Below are 20814 nucleotides of genomic sequence, written 5' to 3'. Positions count from 1 at the left end.
GTTTCTCCTTAAAATATGATACAATGAAGAGTAATAATCTTCTTTCAAGTTTTATATTTTTTAGTGAAAATGGGATGGAAGATGGAAATTTTTCTAGAAATGAGACATGGTTGTATGAGAAAATTTAATAGTCATTCGATTCCGATTCGACTTAATCTACTATTTGGAATAGTTATCTTGCTTTTCATGACGATTATTGGTCGTCTTCTTTATATGCAGGTATTAAATAAAGACTTTTATGAAACGAAATTAGCATCAGCAAGTCAAACGAGAGTGACAACTAGTTCGGCCCGTGGACAAATCTACGATGCAACGGGGAAACCTCTTGTTGAAAATACCATCAAGCAAGTTGTGTCTTTTACAAGGACTAACAAGATGACGGCAGCTGAACTCAAAGAGACTGCAAAAAAACTTCTTACTTATGTGAATGTCAGCTCTCCTAATCTCACAGACCGTCAGATTGCTGATTATTACTTGGCTGACCAAGAAATTTATAAAAAAATAGTCGATGCTTTGCCACGTGATAAGCGTTTGGATTCGGATGGAAATCTTCTTTCGGAAGCAACTCTTTACAACAATGCAGTGGAAAGTGTTGATGTGAGTCAGCTCAACTATACGGATGATCAGAAAAAAGAAATTTATTTATTTAGTCAGCTAAATACTGTTGAAAATTTTGCTACAGGAACAATCGCAACGGATTCTTTAGATGATACACAGGTTGCTCTTGTCGCCTCAGCCTCCAAGGATTTACCAGGAATTAGCATTTCTACTTCATGGGATAGAAAAGTCCTAGACACTTCTTTGTCTTCAATTGTAGGAAGTGTATCCAGTGAAAAAGCCGGTCTTCCAGCTGAAGAAGCAGATGCTTATATCAAAAAGGGTTATTCTCTAAATGACCGTGTTGGAACCTCTTATCTAGAAAAACAATATGAAGAAACCTTGCAAGGAAAACGCTCGGTGAAGGAAATCCATCTAGACAAGTATGGCAATATGGAAAGTGTCGAAAATATCGAAGATGGTACCAAAGGGAATAATATTAAACTGACTATTGATTTGGCCTTCCAAGATAGCGTGGACAATCTGCTTAAGAGTTATTTCAATTCCGAACTGGGAAACGGAGGAGCCAAGTATTCAGAAGGTGTGTATGCAGTTGCTTTGAACCCAAAAACAGGTGCGGTTTTGTCTATGTCAGGACTCAAACATGACTTGAAAACGGGAGATTTAACACCTGATTCCTTGGGAACAGTAACCGATGTCTTTGTCCCGGGTTCTGTTGTTAAGGCGGCGACCATCAGCTCAGGTTGGGAAAATGGAGTCTTGTCAGGGAACCAGACCTTGACAGAGCAACCGATTGTCTTCCAAGGTTCAGCTCCGATTAATTCTTGGTACACTCAGGCCTACGGTTCATTCCCGATTACAGCGGTGGAAGCCTTGGAGTATTCTTCTAATCCCTATATGGTTCAAACCGCTTTGGGCATTATGGGTCAGACCTATCAACCCAATATGTTTGTTTTAACTAACAATTTAGAATCCGCTATGGGGAAACTTCGTTCGACATTTGCGGAATATGGTCTTGGAGCCTCAACAGGCATTGACCTTCCAGATGAGTCAACTGGTTTTATACCAAAAGAGTATAATTTTGCTAATTACATTACCAATGCCTTTGGTCAGTTTGATAACTACACCCCAATGCAATTGGCCCAGTACGTTGGAACTATTGCCAACAACGGTGTTCGGATTGCACCTCACATTGTCGAGGGGATTTATGGAAATAATGAACAAGGTGGTTTAGGAGATTTAATTCAATCTATTGATACCAAGGAAATGAATAAAATTAATATTTCTGAGTCTGATGTTTCCATCCTCCAACAAGGTTTTTATCAAGTTTCTCACGGAGGGAGTGCTCTGACAACAGGTCGTGCCTTTTCAAATGGCGCAGCGGTATCCATTAGTGGAAAAACAGGTACTGCCGAAAGTTATGTTGAGGGTGGTCAAAAAGCTAACAATACCAATGCTGTGGCCTATGCACCATCAGATAATCCTCAAATCGCTGTAGCTGTTGTCTTTCCTCATAACACCAACCTTACAAATGGTGTCGGACCTTCCATTGCGCGCGACATTATCAACCTCTATAACCAACATCATCCAATGAATTAGAAAGGAACATATGCTTTATCCAACACCTATTGCTAAGCTAATTGACAGTTATTCTAAGTTACCGGGTATCGGGATTAAGACGGCTACCCGTCTGGCCTTCTATACTATTGGAATGTCTGATGACGATGTCAATGAATTTGCTAAAAATCTCCTTTCTGCTAAGAGAGAGCTGACCTACTGTTCCATCTGCGGTCGCCTGACTGATGACGATCCTTGCTCTATCTGTACCGATCCGACTCGTGACCAGACAACGATTTTAGTTCTCGAAGATAGTCGCGATGTGGCAGCCATGGAGAATATCCAAGAATACCATGGACTCTATCATGTCTTGCATGGACTCATTTCTCCCATGAATGGTATTAGTCCAGATGATATCAATCTCAAGAGCCTCATGACTCGTCTTATGGATAGTGAAGTTTCAGAGGTAATCGTAGCAACAAATGCTACAGCAGATGGTGAAGCGACATCCATGTATCTTTCACGTTTGCTCAAGCCAGCTGGTATCAAGGTTACGCGTCTAGCACGAGGTCTCGCTGTCGGAGCGGACATTGAGTATGCGGATGAAGTGACGCTCTTACGAGCCATTGAAAATCGAACAGAGTTGTAAGTCTAGACAAATCAACACTCAATTCATTTATACAAAAATCACGGAGACCGACAGTTGTTTTATCGGTCTCTTTTTAGATTTATTGAAGACCAGTATCAGGTTCAAGTTTCAAAAAAGAAGCAAATATGATATACTAAAGAACGAGTATTCTATTAGAATTGGAACAAATAATATGAAACAAACGATTATTCTTTTATACGGTGGACGTAGTGCAGAGCGTGAAGTCTCTGTTCTTTCAGCTGAAAGTGTCATGCGTGCGGTCAACTACGACCGTTTCACAGTCAAGACTTTCTTCATCAGCCAGTCAGGTGACTTTATTAAAACGCAAGAATTTAGCCAGACTCCGGGGCAAGAAGACCGTCTCATGACCAATGAAACCATTGATTGGGATAAGCAGGTTGCACCAAGTGCTATTTACGAAGAAGGGGCAGTTGTCTTCCCAGTCCTCCATGGTCCGATGGGAGAAGATGGCTCTGTTCAAGGCTTCCTCGAAGTTTTGAAAATGCCTTATGTTGGTTGTAACATATTGTCATCTAGCCTTGCCATGGACAAAATCACGACCAAGCGTGTGTTAGAATCTGTCGGTATTGCCCAAGTTCCTTATGTGGCCATTGTCGAAGGTGATGATGTGACTGCTAAAATTGCCGAAGTTGAAGAAAAATTGACTTATCCAGTCTTCACAAAACCATCAAACATGGGGTCAAGTGTCGGTATTTCTAAGTCTGAAAATCAAGAGGAACTCCGTCAAGCTTTGAAACTTGCCTTCCAATATGACAGCCGTGTCTTGGTAGAACAAGGGGTAAATGCTCGTGAAATCGAGGTTGGACTCTTGGGCAACTACGCTGTCAAGAGTACGCTACCAGGAGAAGTAGTCAAGGATGTTGCCTTTTATGACTACGATGCCAAGTATATTGACAACAAGATTACCATGGATATTCCAGCTAAAATCAGTAATGATGTGGTAGCTGTCATGCGTCAAAATGCAGAAACTGCCTTCCGTGCCATTGGTGGTTTAGGTCTATCTCGTTGCGATTTCTTCTATACAGATAAGGGAGAGATCTTCCTAAACGAGCTTAATACCATGCCAGGTTTCACCCAGTGGTCAATGTACCCACTACTTTGGGACAATATGGGAATCAGTTACCCAGAACTAATCGAGCGTTTGGTTGACCTTGCCAAGGAAAGTTTTGACAAGCGCGAAGCGCATTTGCTATAAAAATGAAAGAGAGGGTAGGAGCCAGAACCATCACTGCAAGGTGATCAGAGTTCTCGGACTTCGACCCTTTTTAAAGGAGTAGAAATGAAATTAACAATACGTGAAGTGGCCCAAGTTGTAGGAGCTAAAAATGATATCAGCATCTTTGAGGATGCTCAGTTGGAAAATGCTGAGTTTGACAGTCGTTTGATTGCGACAGGAGATTTATTTGTCCCCCTCAAAGGTGCGCGTGACGGTCATGACTTTATCGAAACAGCTTTTGAAAATGGTGCGGCAGCAACCCTGTCTGAGAAAGAGGTTGCAAATCATCCCTATATTCTAGTAGATGATGTCTTGACAGCCTTTCAAACCCTCGCAGCTTACTATCTTGAAAAAACGGCAGTTGATGTCTTTGCAGTTACAGGTTCAAACGGCAAGACAACGACCAAGGATATGTTGGCGCACTTGCTATCAACAACCTACAAAACCTACAAAACACAAGGAAACTATAATAACGAGATTGGCCTTCCCTACACAGTTCTCCATATGCCTGAAGGAACAGAAAAGTTGGTCTTGGAGATGGGGCAGGATCACTTGGGAGATATTCATCTTTTGTCTGAATTGGCTCATCCAAAAACAGCCATCGTGACCTTGGTTGGAGAAGCCCATTTGGCCTTTTTCAAAGACCGTTCTGAAATTGCTAAAGGGAAAATGCAAATTGCAGATGGGATGGCACCTGGTTCCTTGCTTTTAGCGCCAGCTGACACTATTGTAGAGGACTACTTGCCAACTGATAAAAAGGTAGTCCGTTTTGGGCAAGGAGCAGAGTTGGAAATCACAGACTTGGTTGAGCGTAAGGATAGTTTGACCTTTAAGGCCAATTTCTTGGAGCAAGCCCTTGATTTGCCAGTGACTGGTAAGTACAATGCCACCAATGCTATGATTGCATCCTATGTTGCCCTACAAGAAGGAGTTTCAGAGGAGCAAATTCATAAGGCCTTCCAAAACCTTGAATTGACGCGTAACCGTACCGAGTGGAAGAAAGCAGCCAATGGAGCAGACATCCTGTCAGACGTATATAATGCCAATCCAACTGCTATGAAGCTGATTTTAGAGACTTTCTCTGCCATTCCAGCCAATGAAGGTGGCAAGAAAATTGCAGTGTTGGCGGATATGAAGGAGCTTGGTGACCAGTCTATTCAACTCCATAACCAGATGATTTTGAGCCTTTCTCCAGATGTGCTTGATACCGTTTTTTTCTATGGAGCAGACATTGCTGAATTGGCCCAATTGGCCAGTCAAATGTTCCCAATTGGCCACGTTTACTACTTCAAGAAAACAGAAGACCAAGACCAATTTGAAGACCTAGTCAAGCAGGTCAAAGAAAGCCTTGGAGTCAATGACCAAATCCTACTCAAAGGCTCTAACTCTATGAATCTAGCTAAGTTGGTAGAAAGTTTAGAAAATGAAGACAAGTGATTTTGCTAAGTATCTTCAAAGAATGATTGCTCTTACAGATACTGGACTAACCTTTACAAAGGATCCTTTTGACCGTGAGCGCTACGAAGACTTGCGAAGTCTGTTATCTGAAATGTTGAATCAGGTATCAGACCTTGATGCAGACGAAGTGGCAGAACTCTTGAAACCGACCTCCGCTTATGCGACTCCTTTAATGGACGTCCGTGCTTGGATAGTTGAGGATGAAAAAATTTGTCTGGTTAGGGGACAAGGAGAGAATGATTGGGCTTTGCCAGGTGGCTTTGGCGAGGTCGGTTATTCACCAACTGAAAATATTCTCAAGGAAGTTGAAGAAGAAACCGGTTTCAAAGCCAAAGTTGAAAGACTACTAGCTGTTTTTGATACAAATCGTTTCCAACTACAGAGCAAGCAATATGCAAAGTTTGTTTTTGAATGTAAGCTTCTTGATGGACAATTCCAAAAAAATCAAGAAATTGCTGACCTTCAATTTTTTGCCATTGACCAACTGCCAGCCTTATCTGAAAAACGCATTACCAAGGAGCAAATAGAGATTCTTTGGCAGGTTTATCAAGGTCAGAGGGAGCAATATCTTGATTAAGAAGATGATTATCGTATTTCTAAATTCATTTTTGACAAATAGCATGGTATAATAAAATGCAGGAAAATTTTGAATCATGAGGAATACTAGATGAATTTATGGGATATTTTCTTTACGACTCAGGCGACCGAGCCGCCTAAATTTGACCTTTTTTGGTATGTTAGCCTATTTACGCTTTTAGCTTTGACCTTTTATACAGCCTATCGTTATCGTGAAAAGAAGGCTTGCCAACGATTTTTCCAAATCTTGCAGGCGGTTCAGTTGATCCTCCTTTATGGTTGGTACTGGGTCAATCATATGCCGTTGTCAGAAAGCCTACCTTTTTACCATTGCCGTATGGCTATGTTTGTGGTGCTTTTGCTTCCTGGTCAGTCTAAATATAGGCAGTATTTTGCATTACTAGGAACATTTGGGACATTAGCAGCCTTTGTTTATCCAGTGCCAGATGCCTATCCTTTCCCACATATTGCGATTTTATCTTTTATCTTTGGCCACTTAGCTCTCTTGGGGAACTCTCTAGTTTATCTATTGAGACAGTATAATGCGCGATTGCTGGATGTGAAGGGAATTTTTCTCATGACCTTTGCACTAAATGCCTTGATTTTTGTGGTCAATTTAGTAACAGGTGGAGATTACGGATTCTTGACAAAACCACCATTGGTTGGAGACCATGGCTTAGTAGCTAATTATTTGATTGTTTCTATAGCCTTGTCTGCTGCAATAACTTTGACTAAGAAAATCTTGGAACTATTTTTAGCACAAGAAGCAGAAAAAATGATTGCAAAGAAAGCTTGATTTTAAGCTTTCTTTTTTTCATAAATCTGATTTTTTATAACTTGTTTGGAAAATAAAAAAAGCTGATGAGCGAATGTGAAAAAATGGTAAGTAAATTTAGGAAAAACTAAGCACGATTGGATTTTTTGTGTTATAATATTCTGTGAATAGCTATGCCCTATTTTAGCTATATTGAATAGAAGTTTGAAACTTGGAAGAGAGAGGATGCGATGTAATGGCTAGAGATGGTTTTTTTACAGGCTTAGATATCGGAACTAATTCGATTAAGGTATTGGTTGCCGAGCTTAGAAATGGTGAACTTAATGTAATTGGTGTAAGTAATGCCAAGAGTAAAGGTGTAAAGGATGGGATTATCGTTGATATTGAAGCAGCAGCAACTGCTATCAAGTCAGCTATTTCCCAAGCAGAAGAGAAAGCTGGCATTTCAATCAAATCAGTGAATGTTGGTTTGCCTGGAAATCTTTTGCAGGTAGAACCAACTCAAGGAATGATTCCAGTTACATCTGATACAAAAGAAATTACAGATCAAGATGTTGAAAATGTTGTTAAATCAGCCTTGACAAAGAGTATGACACCAGATCGTGAAGTCATCACTTTTATTCCAGAAGAATTTATCGTAGATGGTTTCCAAGGTATTCGTGACCCACGTGGCATGATGGGTGTTCGCCTTGAAATGCGTGGCTTACTTTACACAGGTCCCCGTACTATTCTTCACAATTTACGCAAGACAGTTGAGCGCTCAGGTGTTCAGGTTGAAAATATTATTATTTCACCATTGGCTTTGGTTCGTTCAGTCTTGAACGAAGGAGAGCGTGAATTTGGAGCTACTGTGATTGATATGGGAGCAGGTCAAACAACTGTTGCTACAATCCGTAACCAAGAACTCCAGTTTACAAATATTCTTCAAGAAGGTGGAGATTATGTCACAAAAGATATCTCTAAGGTTTTGAAGACTTCACAAAAACTAGCTGAAGGATTGAAATTGAACTATGGTGAAGCCTACCCATCACTTGCTAGCAATGAAACCTTCCAAGTTGAAGTGATTGGTGAAGTAGAACCTGTAGAAGTTACAGAAAGATATCTAGCAGAGATTATTTCAGCTCGCATTAAACACATTTTTGAACAAATCAAACAAGAGTTGGAAAGAAGACATTTGTTGGATCTTCCAGGTGGGATTGTTCTGATTGGTGGAAATGCTATTTTACCAGGTGTTGTAGAACTTGCACAGGAAGTTTTTGGCGTTGGTGTCAAACTTTACGTTCCAAATCAAGTTGGAATCCGTAATCCTGCCTTCGCTCATGTGATTAGCTTGTCTGAATTTGCTGGTCAATTGACTGAAGTGAATTTGTTAGCGCAACGAGCAGTCAAGGGTGAAGATACTTTGCGTCACCAACCTATTAATTTTGGTGGGATGATTCAACGTGTTACGCAAGTAGCACAACCGACCCCTATTCAACCAGTTCAAAATACTGAGGTAGAGCAATCAGCTTCTACGAACGTAGTTGCTCCGAAAGAAGATAAAGTATCTTCTCAAAATAAACCAAAAATCGCAGATCGTTTCCGTGGCTTAATCGGAAGCATGTTTGATGAATAAAAGAGGAAAAATAAACTATGACATTTTCATTTGATACAGCAGCAGCTCAAGGTGCAGTTATTAAAGTAATCGGTGTTGGTGGAGGTGGTGGTAACGCCATTAACCGCATGGTTGACGAAGGTGTTGCAGGCGTAGAATTTATCGCAGCAAACACAGATGTACAAGCTTTGAGTAGTACAAAAGCTGAGACTGTAATTCAGTTAGGCCCTAAATTGACTCGTGGTTTGGGTGCTGGCGGTCGACCTGAAGTTGGTCAAAAGGCAGCTGAAGAAAGCGAAGAAGCCTTGACTCAAGCTATTACTGGAGCAGATATGGTCTTCATTACTGCAGGTATGGGAGGTGGCTCTGGTACTGGTGCAGCTCCTGTTATTGCCCGCATTGCTAAAGATTTAGGTGCTCTTACAGTTGGTGTTGTAACACGTCCTTTCGGTTTCGAAGGAAGCAAACGTGGTCAGTACGCTGTAGAAGGAATCAATCAACTTCGTGAGCATGTAGATACTCTATTGATTATTTCAAACAACAACTTGCTTGAAATTGTTGATAAGAAAACTCCACTTCTTGAAGCTCTTAGCGAAGCAGATAACGTACTTCGCCAAGGTGTTCAAGGGATTACGGACTTGATTACAAATCCTGGTTTGATTAACCTTGACTTTGCCGATGTGAAAACAGTTATGGCAAATAAAGGGAATGCCTTAATGGGTATCGGTATCGGTAGTGGAGAAGAACGTGTGGTAGAAGCAGCTCGTAAGGCAATCTACTCACCACTTCTTGAAACAACTATTGATGGTGCTGAGGATGTTATCGTCAACGTTACTGGTGGTCTTGACTTGACTTTGATTGAAGCAGAAGAAGCTTCAGAAATCGTCAACCAAGCGGCTGGTCAAGGAGTGAACATCTGGCTCGGAACATCTATCGATGAAAACATGAAAGATGAAATCCGTGTTACAGTTGTAGCGACTGGTGTTCGTCAAGATCGTGTTGAAAAGGTTGTGGGCCATGCACCAAGACAAGCAGTTCGTCATGAACAAACAAGCCCAAGTCATGCACACAATCATAATCGTCACTTTGATATGGCTGAAACTGCAGAAATTCCAAGTCCAGCACCTCGCCGTACAGAAACTTCTCAAACTTCAGCATTTGGTGATTGGGACTTACGTCGTGAGACAATTGTTCGACCAACTGACTCAGTGGTATCACCAGTTGAACGTTTCGAATCGCCATCTTTACACGATGAGGATGAATTAGACACTCCTCCATTTTTCAAAAATCGTTAAGTAAATGAATTTGAAAGAAAATACAGAACGTGTTTTTCAACAAATAAAAGATGCAAGTCAGCAGTCAGGAAGAGAAGCCAATTCTGTTTCGGTTGTTGCTGTTACAAAATATGTAGACGTACCGACAGCGGAGGCTTTGCTTCCGCTAGGTGTGCATCATATTGGTGAAAATCGTGTGGATAAATTTCTTGAGAAATATGAAGCTTTAAAAGACAGAAATATTATCTGGCATTTGATTGGAACCTTACAAAGACGTAAGGTCAAAGATGTCATTCAGTATGTTGATTATTTCCACGCTTTGGATTCATTAAAGCTAGCAGAGGAAATTCAGAAAAGAAGTGACCGAGTTGTTAAGTGTTTCTTACAAGTAAATATCTCAAGGGAAGAGAGCAAACATGGTTTTTCAAGGGAAGAACTATTAGAGCTCTTGCCAGAATTGGCCACCTTAGATAAAATTGAATATGTCGGCTTGATGACCATGGCCCCTTTTGAAGCTAGTAGTGATGAGTTGAAAGAGATTTTTAAAGCTACGCAGGATTTGCAACTAGAAATTAGAGAAAAACAAATTCCCAATATGCCAATGACGGACTTGAGTATGGGTATGAGTCGTGACTACAAGGAAGCGATTGAATTTGGCTCAACATTTGTCAGAATTGGTACAGCATTTTTTAAATAGGAAAGAAATATGTCTTTAAAAGATAGATTTGATAAATTTATAGATTATTTTACAGAAGATGGAGAAGATGTTGGTACTGCATATCAGCCTAAAGCTGAAGAGCCGATTGTGACTCCAGTCCCTTCTGTACAAGAGTTGCCTCAACAAGCTGGTAGCACGCCATCTAAAGATAAAAACATCACTCGTCTTCATGCCCGTCAACAAGAGTTAGCTATGCAAAGTCAACGTTCTACTGATAAGGTGACAATTGATGTTCGTTATCCACGTAAATACGAAGATGCCACAGATATTGTTGATTTATTAGCTGGTAACGAAAGTATTTTGATTGATTTCCAATATATGACAGAAGTTCAAGCACGTCGTTGTTTGGATTATCTGGATGGGGCGCGTCACGTTTTAGCTGGTAACATGAAAAAAGTAGTATCTACTATGTACCTGCTGACACCAGTTGATGTTGTCGTCAATATTGAAGACATCAAAATTCCAGATGAATCACAAAATGGTGAATTTGGCTTTGATATGAAACGTACGAGAGTGAGATAATGATCTTTCTCATTCGTTTTGTTCAAAATGCAGTGGATATCTATTCACTGATTTTAATCGTGTTTGCTCTGATGTCTTGGTTTCCCAATGCTTATGAATCACGTCTTGGACGCTTGATTATTAGTTTAGTGAAACCGATAGTAGCTCCCTTGCAACGTTTACCCCTCCAGATTGCAGGTCTTGACTTGTCTGTCTGGATTGCGGTATTACTAGTTCACTTCCTAGGGGAGCAGTTGATTCGACTTTTAGTGATCTTTCTATGAACAAGATGATTTATCAACATTTTTCTAAGAATGATTCGTCTTTTATTGATAAGGGAGTAGAATGGATAAAAAAGGTAGAAGATTCTTATTCTCCTTTTTTAACACCTTTTGTAAATCCCCATCAAGAAAAGATTTTAAAGGTGCTAGCATCAACCAACGGCATCTCCTACATGAGCAGTCAGCAGTTTCTTGAAACTGAATATGTACGGGTTCTCCTGTATCCTGATTATTTTGAGCCAGAATTCTCTGATTTTGAGCTTTCCTTGCAAGAAATTGTCTATCCTAATAAGTTTGAACGCCTAACGCATGCAAAAATATTAGGAACTGTTTTAAATCAGCTAGGAATTGATAGGAAGCTATTTGGTGATATCTTAGTCAACGAAGAGAGAGCACAGATTATCATTAATCGACAGTTTATGCTCCTTTTTCAAGACGGCATTACGAAAATTGCTCGTTTACCGGTTCGTCTAGAAGAACGGGATTTTACTGAGAAAATTGCTACAGTAGAAGATTATCAAGAATTAGATATTTGTATCGCTAGTTCTAGATTAGATGTTTTTCTAGCAGGTGTCTTCAAGCTATCTAGAAATCAGGCAAGTCAGTTCATTGAAAAACAGGCAGTCCAAGTGAATTACCATTTAGTTGAAAAATCAGATTATGCAGTTCAAGTTGGTGATTTAATTAGTGTTAGGAAATTTGGTCGATTGAAACTCGTTAGAGATAATGGGCAAACAAAAAAAGATAAAAAGAAATTAACGGTCCAATTATTATTAAGTAAGTGAGGAATAATATGCCAATTACATCATTAGAAATTAAAGATAAAACCTTTGGTACAAGATTTAGAGGTTTTGATCCAGAAGAAGTTGAAGAATTTCTTGAAATTGTTGTTCGTGATTATGAAGATTTGGTTCGCTCTAATCATGATAAGGATTTACATATTAAGAGTTTGGAAGAGCGTTTGTCTTACTTTGATGAGATGAAAGATTCTTTGAGTCAATCAGTATTGATTGCTCAAGATACGGCAGAGCGTGTAAAACAAGCTGCTCAAGATCGTTCTAATAATATTATCCAACAGGCAGAACAAGATTCACAGCGTTTGCTTGAAGAAGCAAAATATAAGGCTAATGAGATCTTGCGTCAAGCTACTGATAATGCTAAGAAAGTTGCTGTTGAGACTGAAGAATTGAAGAACAAGAGCCGTGTCTTCCACCAACGTCTCAAATCTACAATTGAGAGCCAGTTAGCAATTGTTGAATCTTCAGATTGGGAAGATATTCTTCGCCCAACAGCAACTTATCTTCAGACAAGTGATGAAGCATTTAAAGAAGTTGTTGGTGAAGTTCTTGGTGAGTCAGTATATTCACAACCAGAAGAAGAACCAATTGATATGACTCGTCAATTTACACCTGAAGAAATGGCTGAGTTACAAGCTCGAATTGAGGCTGGTAATAGAGAATTAGCTGAATTTGAAGCTCAACAACATCCTTATGTGGAAGAACATTTAGAGCCAGTTGAAGTCGAAGGCTCTTCATCGAATGAGGAAGATACAAATAAAGAATCTGTCCTTATCTTATAATGAATAGTGATATGTGAGAACAATATCTTATCCTTATATTTTCAGCGAGCAGGAGATGGTGTGAGTCCTGTAATCCCTAATGATAAGATTATCCTCTCAAAAACTCAAGTCTGAAGCTAGTAAGATTTGACGTTCCCCACGTTACGGGAAAAGAGGGAGAAAGACTAGATCTTTTTCCGAACAAAGGTGGTACCACGATTTTCGTCCTTTTTGGCAGTCGTGGTTTTTAATTTGTTATTATTTATAAAGGAGATACCATGAAACTCAAAGATACCCTTAATCTTGGGAAAACAGCTTTCCCAATGCGTGCAGGCCTTCCTACCAAAGAGCCAGTTTGGCAAAAGGAATGGGAAGATGCAAAACTTTACCAACGTCGTCAAGAATTGAACCAAGGAAAACCACATTTCACCTTGCATGATGGCCCTCCATACGCGAATGGAAATATTCACGTTGGACACGCTATGAACAAGATTTCAAAAGATATCATTGTTCGTTCAAAATCAATGTCAGGTTTTTACGCACCATTTATCCCAGGTTGGGATACTCATGGTCTGCCAATCGAGCAAGTTTTGGCAAAACAAGGTGTTAAACGCAAAGAAATGGACTTGGTTGAGTACTTGAAACTTTGCCGCGAATACGCTCTTTCTCAAGTAGATAAACAACGTGAAGACTTTAAACGTTTGGGTGTTTCTGGTGATTGGGAAAATCCATATGTGACGTTGACTCCTGACTATGAGGCAGCTCAAATCCGTGTCTTCGGTGAGATGGCTAATAAAGGTTATATCTACCGTGGTGCCAAGCCAGTTTACTGGTCATGGTCATCTGAGTCTGCCCTTGCTGAAGCAGAGATTGAATACCATGATTTGGTTTCAACTTCTCTTTACTATGCCAATAAGGTAAAAGATGGCAAAGGTGTTCTAGATACAGATACTTATATCGTAGTTTGGACAACTACTCCATTTACTATCACAGCTTCTCGTGGTTTGACTGTTGGAGCGGATATTGATTACGTCTTGGTTCAACCTGCTGGTGAAGCTCGTAAGTTTGTGGTTGCTGCAGAATTGTTGGCTAGCTTGTCTGAGAAATTTGGCTGGGCTGATGTTCAAGTGTTGGCAACTTACCGTGGTCAAGAATTGAATCACATTGTGACAGTCCACCCATGGGATACGGCTGTAGATGAGTTGGTAATCCTTGGTGACCACGTTACGACTGACTCTGGTACAGGTATCGTCCATACAGCTCCAGGTTTTGGTGAGGATGACTACAATGTCGGTGTTGCTAACGGCCTTGAAGTTGCTGTAACCGTCAATGAACGCGGGATCATGATGGCAAATGCTGGTCCTGAGTTCGAAGGTCAATTCTACGACAAGGTGGTACCAACTGTTATCGAGAAACTTGGTAATCTTCTCCTTGCCCAAGAAGAAATCTCTCACTCATATCCATTTGACTGGCGTACCAAGAAACCAATCATCTGGCGTGCTGTTCCACAATGGTTTGCCTCAGTTTCAAAATTCCGCCAAGAAATCTTGGACGAAATTGAAAAAGTGAAATTCCATTCAGAATGGGGTAAAGTGCGCCTTTACAACATGATCCGTGATCGTGGGGACTGGGTTATCTCTCGTCAACGTGCTTGGGGTGTTCCACTTCCAATCTTCTATGCTGAAGATGGTACAGCAATCATGACAGCTGAAACGATCGAGCACGTGGCTCAACTCTTTGAGGAACACGGTTCTATCATCTGGTGGGAACGTGATGCCAAAGACCTCTTGCCAGAAGGATTTACACATCCGGGTTCACCAAATGGCGAATTCAAGAAAGAAACAGACATCATGGACGTTTGGTTTGACTCAGGTTCATCATGGAATGGGGTTGTTGTAAACCGTCCAGAATTGACTTACCCAGCAGACCTTTACTTAGAAGGTTCTGACCAATACCGTGGTTGGTTTAACTCATCACTCATTACATCTGTTGCCAACCATGGCGTAGCACCTTACAAACAAATCTTGTCTCAAGGTTTTACGCTTGATGGTAAGGATGAAAAGATGTCCAAATCTCTTGGAAATACTATTTTGCCTAGCGATGTTGAGAAACAATTTGGCGCTGAAATTCTTCGTCTTTGGGTAACAAGTGTAGATACTAGCAATGACGTTCGTATCTCAATGGATATCCTTAGCCAAGTATCGGAATCTTACCGTAAAATCCGTAACACTCTTCGTTTCTTGATTGCTAATACATCTGACTTTAACCCAGCTGAGGATGCAGTAGCTTACGATGAGCTTCGTTCAGTTGATAAGTACATGACGATTCGCTTTAACCAGCTTGTTAAGACCATTCGTGATGCTTACGCAAACTTTGAATTCTTGACAATCTACAAGGCCTTGGTGAACTTTATCAACGTTGACTTGTCAGCCTTCTACCTTGATTTTGCCAAAGATGTTGTTTATATCGAAGGTGCCAAATCATTGGAACGCCGTCAAATGCAAACAGTCTTCTATGACATTCTTGTGAAAATCACCAAACTCTTGACACCAATCCTTCCTCACACTGCGGAAGAAATCTGGTCATATCTTGAGTTTGAAGCTGAGGACTTTGTTCAATTGTCAGAATTGCCAGAAGCGGAAACTTTTGCTAACCAAGAAGAAATCTTGGATACATGGGCAGCCTTCATGGACTTCCGTGGACAAGCTCAAAAAGCCTTGGAAGAAGCTCGTAATGCAAAAGTAATCGGTAAATCACTTGAAGCTCACTTGACAGTTTATCCAAATGAAGTGGTGAAAACTCTACTCGAAGCAGTAAACAGCAATGTAGCTCAACTTTTAATCGTGTCAGACTTGACCATCGCAGAAGGACCAGCTCCAGAATCTGCCGTTAGCTTCGAAGATGTAGCCTTTACAGTTGAACGTGCTGCAGGCCAAGTATGTGACCGTTGCCGTCGTATCGACCCAACAACAGCAGAACGCAGCTACCACGCAGTTATCTGTGACCACTGTGCAAGCATCGTAGAAGAAAATTTTGCGGACGCAGTCGCAGAAGGATTTGAAGAGAAATAATCTATTTAAAATACAGGAAATTTCCTGTATTTTTTTAAAACTATTTTCTTAGAAAGAAAGTGTTAAATCTAATAATGGTATAATTTAAAGTAACTATGTGAGAAGGGGATATTGATGAAAAATGAAAAACTTGCTCAGATTGATGGGATTATTGGTTTGATTACAGGAATGCTTTTAATTAGTTTCCCATTCATTTTAGTTTTGATTGGAAAATTAGCTAATGATAATGATGCGTATAGTGTAATATTGGGAATTATTTTTATCGTTTTTAGTGAAGAAGTTGCGATTATTATTTTGGGGACTATATTTATTATTTTTAGTTTGTTTAAAATTATAATTTTAATCCTAGGGATTATTACTCTTATTTATTACAAAAATGATAATCGCATTTCCTTTCTACCATCACTTTTGTTGATTATTGGTTCATCGATTGCATTGATTCCATTATTAGGATGGTTTGGAGGAATTATTATTATCATTGCTTCTATTTTATTTTTAGAAAGTCTCCAAAAATTCAAAGTTGAAGGATAAAAAATAAGGAAAAGGATTGCCAAACAGTCCTTTCCTTTTTGGTTTTGACTAGCTTTTTTGTGAAAAATTGTGTAAAATAGAATAGATAAACGAGGGGAAACCTCGGAAAATTTAAAGGAGAATCCATCTAATGGTAAAATTGGTTTTTGCTCGCCACGGTGAGTCTGAATGGAACAAAGCTAACCTTTTCACTGGTTGGGCTGATGTTGATTTGTCTGAAAAAGGTACACAACAAGCGATTGACGCTGGTAAATTGATCAAAGAAGCTGGTATCGAATTTGACCAAGCTTACACTTCAGTATTGAAACGTGCTATCAAAACAACAAACTTGGCTCTTGAAGCTTCTGACCAATTGTGGGTTCCAGTTGAAAAATCATGGCGCTTGAACGAACGTCACTACGGTGGTTTGACTGGTAAAAACAAAGCTGAAGCTGCTGAACAATTTGGTGATGAGCAAGTTCACATCTGGCGTCGTTCATACGATGTATTGCCTCCAAATATGGACCGTGATGATGAGCACTCAGCTCACACAGACCGTCGTTACGCTTCACTTGACGACTCAGTTATCCCAGATGCTGAAAACTTGAAAGTGACTTTGGAACGTGCCCTTCCTTTCTGGGAAGATAAAATCGCTCCAGCTCTTAAAGATGGTAAAAACGTATTCGTAGGAGCTCACGGTAACTCAATCCGTGCCCTTGTAAAACACATCAAAGGTTTGTCAGATGACGAAATCATGGACGTGGAAATCCCTAACTTCCCACCATTGGTATTCGAATTCGACGAAAAATTGAACGTCGTTTCTGAATACTACCTTGGAAAATAATTTGTAAAAAGAAAGCCTAGGAATACCTAGGTTTTTCTTTTTATTCTAGTATCCAACTCTTCGAAAAAGCGTTATAATGATAGTAAAGAGTGACTTAATTGTAAGAAAGAGAGAAGGACGATGGCTTATATTGAGATGAAACACTGTTACAAGCGTTATCAGGTTGGGGATACGGAGATTGTGGCTAATTGTGATGTGAATTTTGAAATTGAAAAGGGGGAGCTGGTTATTATCCTTGGTGCTTCTGGTGCTGGAAAATCAACCGTTCTCAATCTCCTAGGAGGTATGGATACCAATGATGAGGGGGAGATTTGGATCGATGGTGCCAATATTGCCAACTATAGTTCGCACCAACGAACAAACTATCGTCGTGAAGATGTCGGTTTTGTTTTTCAATTTTACAATCTGGTATCCAATCTGACAGCCAAGGAAAATGTGGAGTTGGCCTCAGAAATCGTGACAGATGCCTTGGATCCAGAGCAAGTGCTCAAAGACGTAGGTCTGGCTCATAGGCTCAATAACTTTCCAGCCCAGCTTTCTGGAGGTGAGCAACAGCGAGTCTCCATTGCACGCGCAGTAGCTAAAAATCCTAAAATTCTCCTTTGTGATGAACCAACTGGAGCCTTGGATTATCAGACAGGCAAGCAAGTCTTGAAGATTCTCCAAGACATGTCTCGTCAAAAGGGAGCGACGGTAATCATCGTGACTCACAATAGCTCGCTAGCTCCTATCGCAGATCGGGTGATTCACATGCGTGATGCCACTGTTATGAGAGTAACAATCAATGAGCATCCACAGGCTATCGATACATTGGAGTATTAGCATGAAAAAAACATACCGAAAAGACTTGCTCCAGTCGGTGACTGCTTCCAAGGGGCGTTTTTTATCCATCTTAACCTTGATGATGTTAGGGTCTCTAGCCTTAGTAGGCCTCAAAGTGACTAGCCCCAACATGGAACGTACGGCAGAAGATTATCTTCGTAAAGCAAATACCTTGGATCTGGCAGTGATAGCTGATTATGGCTTGGACAAAGAAGATCAAGACGAACTAAAGACCCTTCAAGGAGCAAATGTTGAGTTTGGCTATATGGCAGACCTAACCGTTGAAAATAGTGAAGAAGCGGTTCGACTTTATTCTAAGCCAGAGGGAATTTCAACCTTTCAAGTGACAGAAGGGCGATTGCCAGAAGCTGATGGGGAAATTTCCTTGGCAGATTTCTGGAAAGACCGCTATCAGATTGGGCAGACTATCACCTTTAGCAAGAAAGAAGAAGGGAAGACCGTCATAAAATCCCAATCTTTCACCATTACTGGATTTGTTCAGTCGGGTGAGATGCTTTCTCAAGAAGACTTGGGAGGGGCTAGTAGTGGAAATGGAAGCTTGACTGGTTATGGAGTGATTGTAGCTAGTCAGTTTGATACAGAAGTGTACAGTATTGCGCGTGTGCGCTATGATGATTTAAAAAATTTGGATGCTTTTTCATCAGACTATAGAAGCAAACGAGATCAACATCAGGAAGCATTGCAAGACTTGCTGGCTGATAATGGTCAAAAAAGATTGGCAAGTATCAAAGCAAATGGGCAAAAGAGCTTGGATGATGGAAAAGAGCAGCTCCAAACAGCTGAAAGTAACCTTCAAAAAGGCAAGAGTCAGTTAGAACAGGCTGAAAGTCGATTGAAAACTCAACAAGAACAAGTGACCGCTTTTCCTGAGCCTCAAAAGAGTCAAGCCAAGGAGCAATGGACAAAATATAAGGAAGAATTGGCTACAGAAAAAGAAAAAATAACTCAGACAGAGAGTAATCTAGCCAAGGAAAAAGAGAAGCTTGAACAACGCCAGAAAGAGCTTGATGAACTGGCAGAGCCTACTTACCATGTATACAACCGCCAAACCATGCCAGGTGGTCAAGGATATCTCATGTACAGTAACGCTTCAGCAAGTATTCGTTCTGTCGGGAATATCTTTCCCGTGGTGCTTTTTATGGTTGCTGCAATGGTAACCTTTACAACTATGACTCGCTTTGTGGATGAAGAGCGTACCAATGCTGGTATTTTCAAGGCCCTAGGTTACCAGAATAAAGATATTGTTGCCAAGTTTGTCCTCTATGGTTTTCTTGCAGGAACTGTGGGAACCGTTTTAGGAACGCTTCTAGGACATTATCTCCTTGCAGGCGTGATTTCGGATGTTATAACAGCTGGAATGGTCGTTGGGAAAAGTCAGGAGTATTTCTACTGGTCTTATAGCCTTCTTGCCCTGGCCTTAAGTTGGGTGTCCAGTGTCTTGCCAGCTTATCTAGTGGCACGGAGGGAACTACACGATGAAGCAGCCCAACTCTTACTTCCTAAACCTCCCGTTAAGGGATCAAAGATTTTGCTGGAACGCCTGAGCTTTATTTGGAGTCGTTTGAGCTTCACTCATAAGGTTACGTCGCGAAATATTTTCCGTTATAAGCAACGGATGTTGATGACCATTTTTGGAGTTGCGGGTTCGGTTGCTCTCCTATTTGCAGGTCTTGGCATTCAGTCTTCTGTGGGAGGAGTTGTCGATCGTCAATTTGAACAAATCCAGCAATACCAGATGATTGTAGCGGAAAAGAGCAGTGCAACGGAGCAAGAAAAAGCAGACCTAGAAAGTGCCTTGCAATTTGAGCCTATCCATGCTTACCAAAAAATCTACTCTAAATCCATTGAAAAAGATTTCAAAGGAAAAACAGGACTTCAGACTATCACTATAATGGTCACAAGCAGAGAAAATTTCAAACCCTTTATCGCATTAGAGGAAAATGGCCAAGAGGTGCAGGTCACAGATGGAGCAGTCGTAAGTCAAAAACTAGCTCAACTAGCAAATGTTACGGTTGGAGACAAGCTGGAGCTTGATGGAAAAGAAATCAAGGTATCGGCTATTTCTGAAAACTATGTTGGACACTTTGTTTATCTCAACCGAAAAACTTATGAACAAGTCTACGGTACCAGTCCACAAGACAATACCTACCTAGTAAAATTAAAAGAGCCAACACCATCCAATACGGAGAAAGAAGCTGCGGCCTTTATGAAAAAAACTGCTGTTTCTGGGGTGGTCCAAAATGCAACAGCTATCCACCTCTTTGAATCTGTAGCCAATTCTCTCAATAAAACCATGGCAATCCTTATCCTTGTTTCCGTCTTGCTAGCCATTGTCATTCTTTACAATCTCACCAATATCAATGTGGCAGAACGTATCCGTGAACTTTCGACCATCAAGGTTCTCGGTTTCCATAATAAAGAAGTGACCCTCTATATCTACCGCGAGACCATGGTGCTATCCCTTGTGGGGATTGTTCTCGGTTTGGTAGCTGGCCACTATTTACATCAATTTTTGATTCAAATGATCTCACCTGCCACCATACTTTTTTATCCACGAGTCAGCTGGGAAGTCTATACTCTTCCAATCGTCGCAGTGACTGTGATCTTAGCCTTACTGGGTCTCTTTGTCAATCACCACTTGAGAAAGGTGGATATGCTTGAAGCCCTGAAATCAGTAGAGTAGGTCAAGTTTTTAAAAAGTAAATCTGTTGACAAAGTCTCTGCTTCTTGGTAGAATAAGAACTGTCGTAAAGACAAATAACTTCTTCTTGGTTACAGGCATGCCAACCTGTCACTCGGATGAAGCCAAA

At 40.6% G+C, this 20814-nt stretch carries 18 protein-coding genes and 1 other annotated feature; all 18 genes read left to right on the top strand.

The window, feature by feature from the left end; all coding sequences use genetic code 11:
- Positions 1-99 precede the first annotated feature (99 nt).
- The 18 genes from pbp2b to D8845_RS05635 all read left to right on the top strand — a co-directional run bounded on the left by pbp2b (position 100) and on the right by D8845_RS05635 (position 20687).
- Positions 100-2157, top strand: coding sequence for a penicillin-binding protein PBP2B (gene pbp2b, locus D8845_RS05720; RefSeq protein WP_125452814.1), 2058 nt, complete (start codon positions 100-102; stop codon positions 2155-2157).
- Positions 2158-2167: 10 nt separating this feature from the next.
- A complete protein-coding gene (gene recR, locus D8845_RS05715; RefSeq protein ID WP_000966754.1) occupies positions 2168-2764 on the top strand; it encodes a recombination mediator RecR in 597 nt (198 codons plus the stop codon).
- A gap of 172 nt (positions 2765-2936) precedes the next feature.
- A complete protein-coding gene (locus tag D8845_RS05710) occupies positions 2937-3980 on the top strand; it encodes a D-alanine--D-alanine ligase (protein WP_125452792.1) in 1044 nt (347 codons plus the stop codon).
- Between the two features lie 84 nt (positions 3981-4064).
- A complete protein-coding gene (locus D8845_RS05705) occupies positions 4065-5438 on the top strand; it encodes a UDP-N-acetylmuramoyl-tripeptide--D-alanyl-D-alanine ligase (protein WP_125452791.1) in 1374 nt (457 codons plus the stop codon).
- The gene (locus D8845_RS05700; protein ID WP_125452790.1) at positions 5425-6036 is read left to right on the top strand and encodes an NUDIX hydrolase N-terminal domain-containing protein; all 612 of its coding nucleotides are present in this window, start codon (positions 5425-5427) and stop codon (positions 6034-6036) included. The genes D8845_RS05705 and D8845_RS05700 overlap by 14 nt, the downstream gene beginning before the upstream one ends.
- A 90-nt stretch (positions 6037-6126) precedes the next feature.
- Positions 6127-6831, top strand: a complete 705-nt coding sequence (locus D8845_RS05695) for a TIGR02206 family membrane protein (protein WP_125452789.1) — start codon at positions 6127-6129, stop codon at positions 6829-6831.
- A 214-nt stretch (positions 6832-7045) separates the two neighbouring features.
- Positions 7046-8425, top strand: a complete 1380-nt coding sequence (ftsA, locus tag D8845_RS05690; protein WP_125452788.1) for a cell division protein FtsA — start codon at positions 7046-7048, stop codon at positions 8423-8425.
- A 17-nt stretch (positions 8426-8442) separates the two neighbouring features.
- Positions 8443-9699, top strand: a complete 1257-nt coding sequence (ftsZ, locus tag D8845_RS05685) for a cell division protein FtsZ (RefSeq protein WP_125452787.1) — start codon at positions 8443-8445, stop codon at positions 9697-9699.
- Positions 9700-9703: 4 nt separating this feature from the next.
- Positions 9704-10375 (top strand): YggS family pyridoxal phosphate-dependent enzyme, encoded by a 672-nt coding sequence (locus tag D8845_RS05680; protein WP_125452786.1) that lies wholly within the window; start codon positions 9704-9706, stop codon positions 10373-10375.
- A gap of 9 nt (positions 10376-10384) precedes the next feature.
- Complete coding sequence (locus tag D8845_RS05675; protein WP_125452785.1) at positions 10385-10918, top strand: cell division protein SepF; 534 nt, start codon at positions 10385-10387, stop codon at positions 10916-10918.
- Positions 10918-11181 carry a YggT family protein gene (locus D8845_RS05670; protein ID WP_000576496.1) on the top strand — a complete coding sequence of 88 codons (264 nt, stop codon included), beginning with the start codon at positions 10918-10920 and terminating at the stop codon, positions 11179-11181. The genes D8845_RS05675 and D8845_RS05670 overlap by 1 nt, the downstream gene beginning before the upstream one ends.
- Entirely contained in the window at positions 11178-11963 is a 786-nt protein-coding gene (locus D8845_RS05665) for an RNA-binding protein (protein ID WP_125452784.1), read from the top strand. Before D8845_RS05670 ends, D8845_RS05665 begins: the two co-directional genes overlap by 4 nt.
- 8 nt (positions 11964-11971) lie before the next feature.
- Positions 11972-12757 (top strand): DivIVA domain-containing protein, encoded by a 786-nt coding sequence (locus tag D8845_RS05660; RefSeq protein ID WP_125452783.1) that lies wholly within the window; start codon positions 11972-11974, stop codon positions 12755-12757.
- Positions 12758-12969: a binding site (T-box leader), on the top strand.
- A 45-nt stretch (positions 12970-13014) separates the two neighbouring features.
- Positions 13015-15807 (top strand): isoleucine--tRNA ligase, encoded by a 2793-nt coding sequence (gene ileS, locus D8845_RS05655; protein ID WP_125452782.1) that lies wholly within the window; start codon positions 13015-13017, stop codon positions 15805-15807.
- Positions 15808-15921: 114 nt separating this feature from the next.
- On the top strand, positions 15922-16338 hold the full coding sequence (locus D8845_RS05650) for a hypothetical protein (protein ID WP_125452781.1): 417 nt from the start codon (positions 15922-15924) through the stop codon (positions 16336-16338).
- A gap of 130 nt (positions 16339-16468) precedes the next feature.
- Entirely contained in the window at positions 16469-17161 is a 693-nt protein-coding gene (locus D8845_RS05645; protein ID WP_000240129.1) for a phosphoglycerate mutase, read from the top strand.
- Positions 17162-17281: 120 nt separating this feature from the next.
- Complete coding sequence (locus D8845_RS05640; protein WP_125452780.1) at positions 17282-17983, top strand: ABC transporter ATP-binding protein; 702 nt, start codon at positions 17282-17284, stop codon at positions 17981-17983.
- Positions 17979-20687: an ABC transporter permease gene (locus D8845_RS05635; RefSeq protein ID WP_185757403.1), complete on the top strand. Its 2709-nt coding sequence runs from the start codon at positions 17979-17981 to the stop codon at positions 20685-20687. The genes D8845_RS05640 and D8845_RS05635 overlap by 5 nt, the downstream gene beginning before the upstream one ends.
- Positions 20688-20814: the final 127 nt, after the last annotated feature.

This window comes from Streptococcus mitis, assembly GCF_003942865.1.
Classification (GTDB): domain Bacteria; phylum Bacillota; class Bacilli; order Lactobacillales; family Streptococcaceae; genus Streptococcus; species Streptococcus mitis_BI.
Note: the sequence above shows the minus strand (reverse complement) of the source record. Positions and strands in the feature narration are given on the sequence as shown.

Coding starts and splice junctions, on each gene's coding strand:
- pbp2b (WP_125452814.1), top strand. CDS start 100: ATGAGACATGGTTGTATGAGAAAATTTAATAGTCATTCGATTCCGATT.
- recR (WP_000966754.1), top strand. CDS start 2,168: ATGCTTTATCCAACACCTATTGCTAAGCTAATTGACAGTTATTCTAAG.
- D8845_RS05710 (WP_125452792.1), top strand. CDS start 2,937: ATGAAACAAACGATTATTCTTTTATACGGTGGACGTAGTGCAGAGCGT.
- D8845_RS05705 (WP_125452791.1), top strand. CDS start 4,065: ATGAAATTAACAATACGTGAAGTGGCCCAAGTTGTAGGAGCTAAAAAT.
- D8845_RS05700 (WP_125452790.1), top strand. CDS start 5,425: ATGAAGACAAGTGATTTTGCTAAGTATCTTCAAAGAATGATTGCTCTT.
- D8845_RS05695 (WP_125452789.1), top strand. CDS start 6,127: ATGAATTTATGGGATATTTTCTTTACGACTCAGGCGACCGAGCCGCCT.
- ftsA (WP_125452788.1), top strand. CDS start 7,046: ATGGCTAGAGATGGTTTTTTTACAGGCTTAGATATCGGAACTAATTCG.
- ftsZ (WP_125452787.1), top strand. CDS start 8,443: ATGACATTTTCATTTGATACAGCAGCAGCTCAAGGTGCAGTTATTAAA.
- D8845_RS05680 (WP_125452786.1), top strand. CDS start 9,704: ATGAATTTGAAAGAAAATACAGAACGTGTTTTTCAACAAATAAAAGAT.
- D8845_RS05675 (WP_125452785.1), top strand. CDS start 10,385: ATGTCTTTAAAAGATAGATTTGATAAATTTATAGATTATTTTACAGAA.
- D8845_RS05670 (WP_000576496.1), top strand. CDS start 10,918: ATGATCTTTCTCATTCGTTTTGTTCAAAATGCAGTGGATATCTATTCA.
- D8845_RS05665 (WP_125452784.1), top strand. CDS start 11,178: ATGAACAAGATGATTTATCAACATTTTTCTAAGAATGATTCGTCTTTT.
- D8845_RS05660 (WP_125452783.1), top strand. CDS start 11,972: ATGCCAATTACATCATTAGAAATTAAAGATAAAACCTTTGGTACAAGA.
- ileS (WP_125452782.1), top strand. CDS start 13,015: ATGAAACTCAAAGATACCCTTAATCTTGGGAAAACAGCTTTCCCAATG.
- D8845_RS05650 (WP_125452781.1), top strand. CDS start 15,922: ATGAAAAATGAAAAACTTGCTCAGATTGATGGGATTATTGGTTTGATT.
- D8845_RS05645 (WP_000240129.1), top strand. CDS start 16,469: ATGGTAAAATTGGTTTTTGCTCGCCACGGTGAGTCTGAATGGAACAAA.
- D8845_RS05640 (WP_125452780.1), top strand. CDS start 17,282: ATGGCTTATATTGAGATGAAACACTGTTACAAGCGTTATCAGGTTGGG.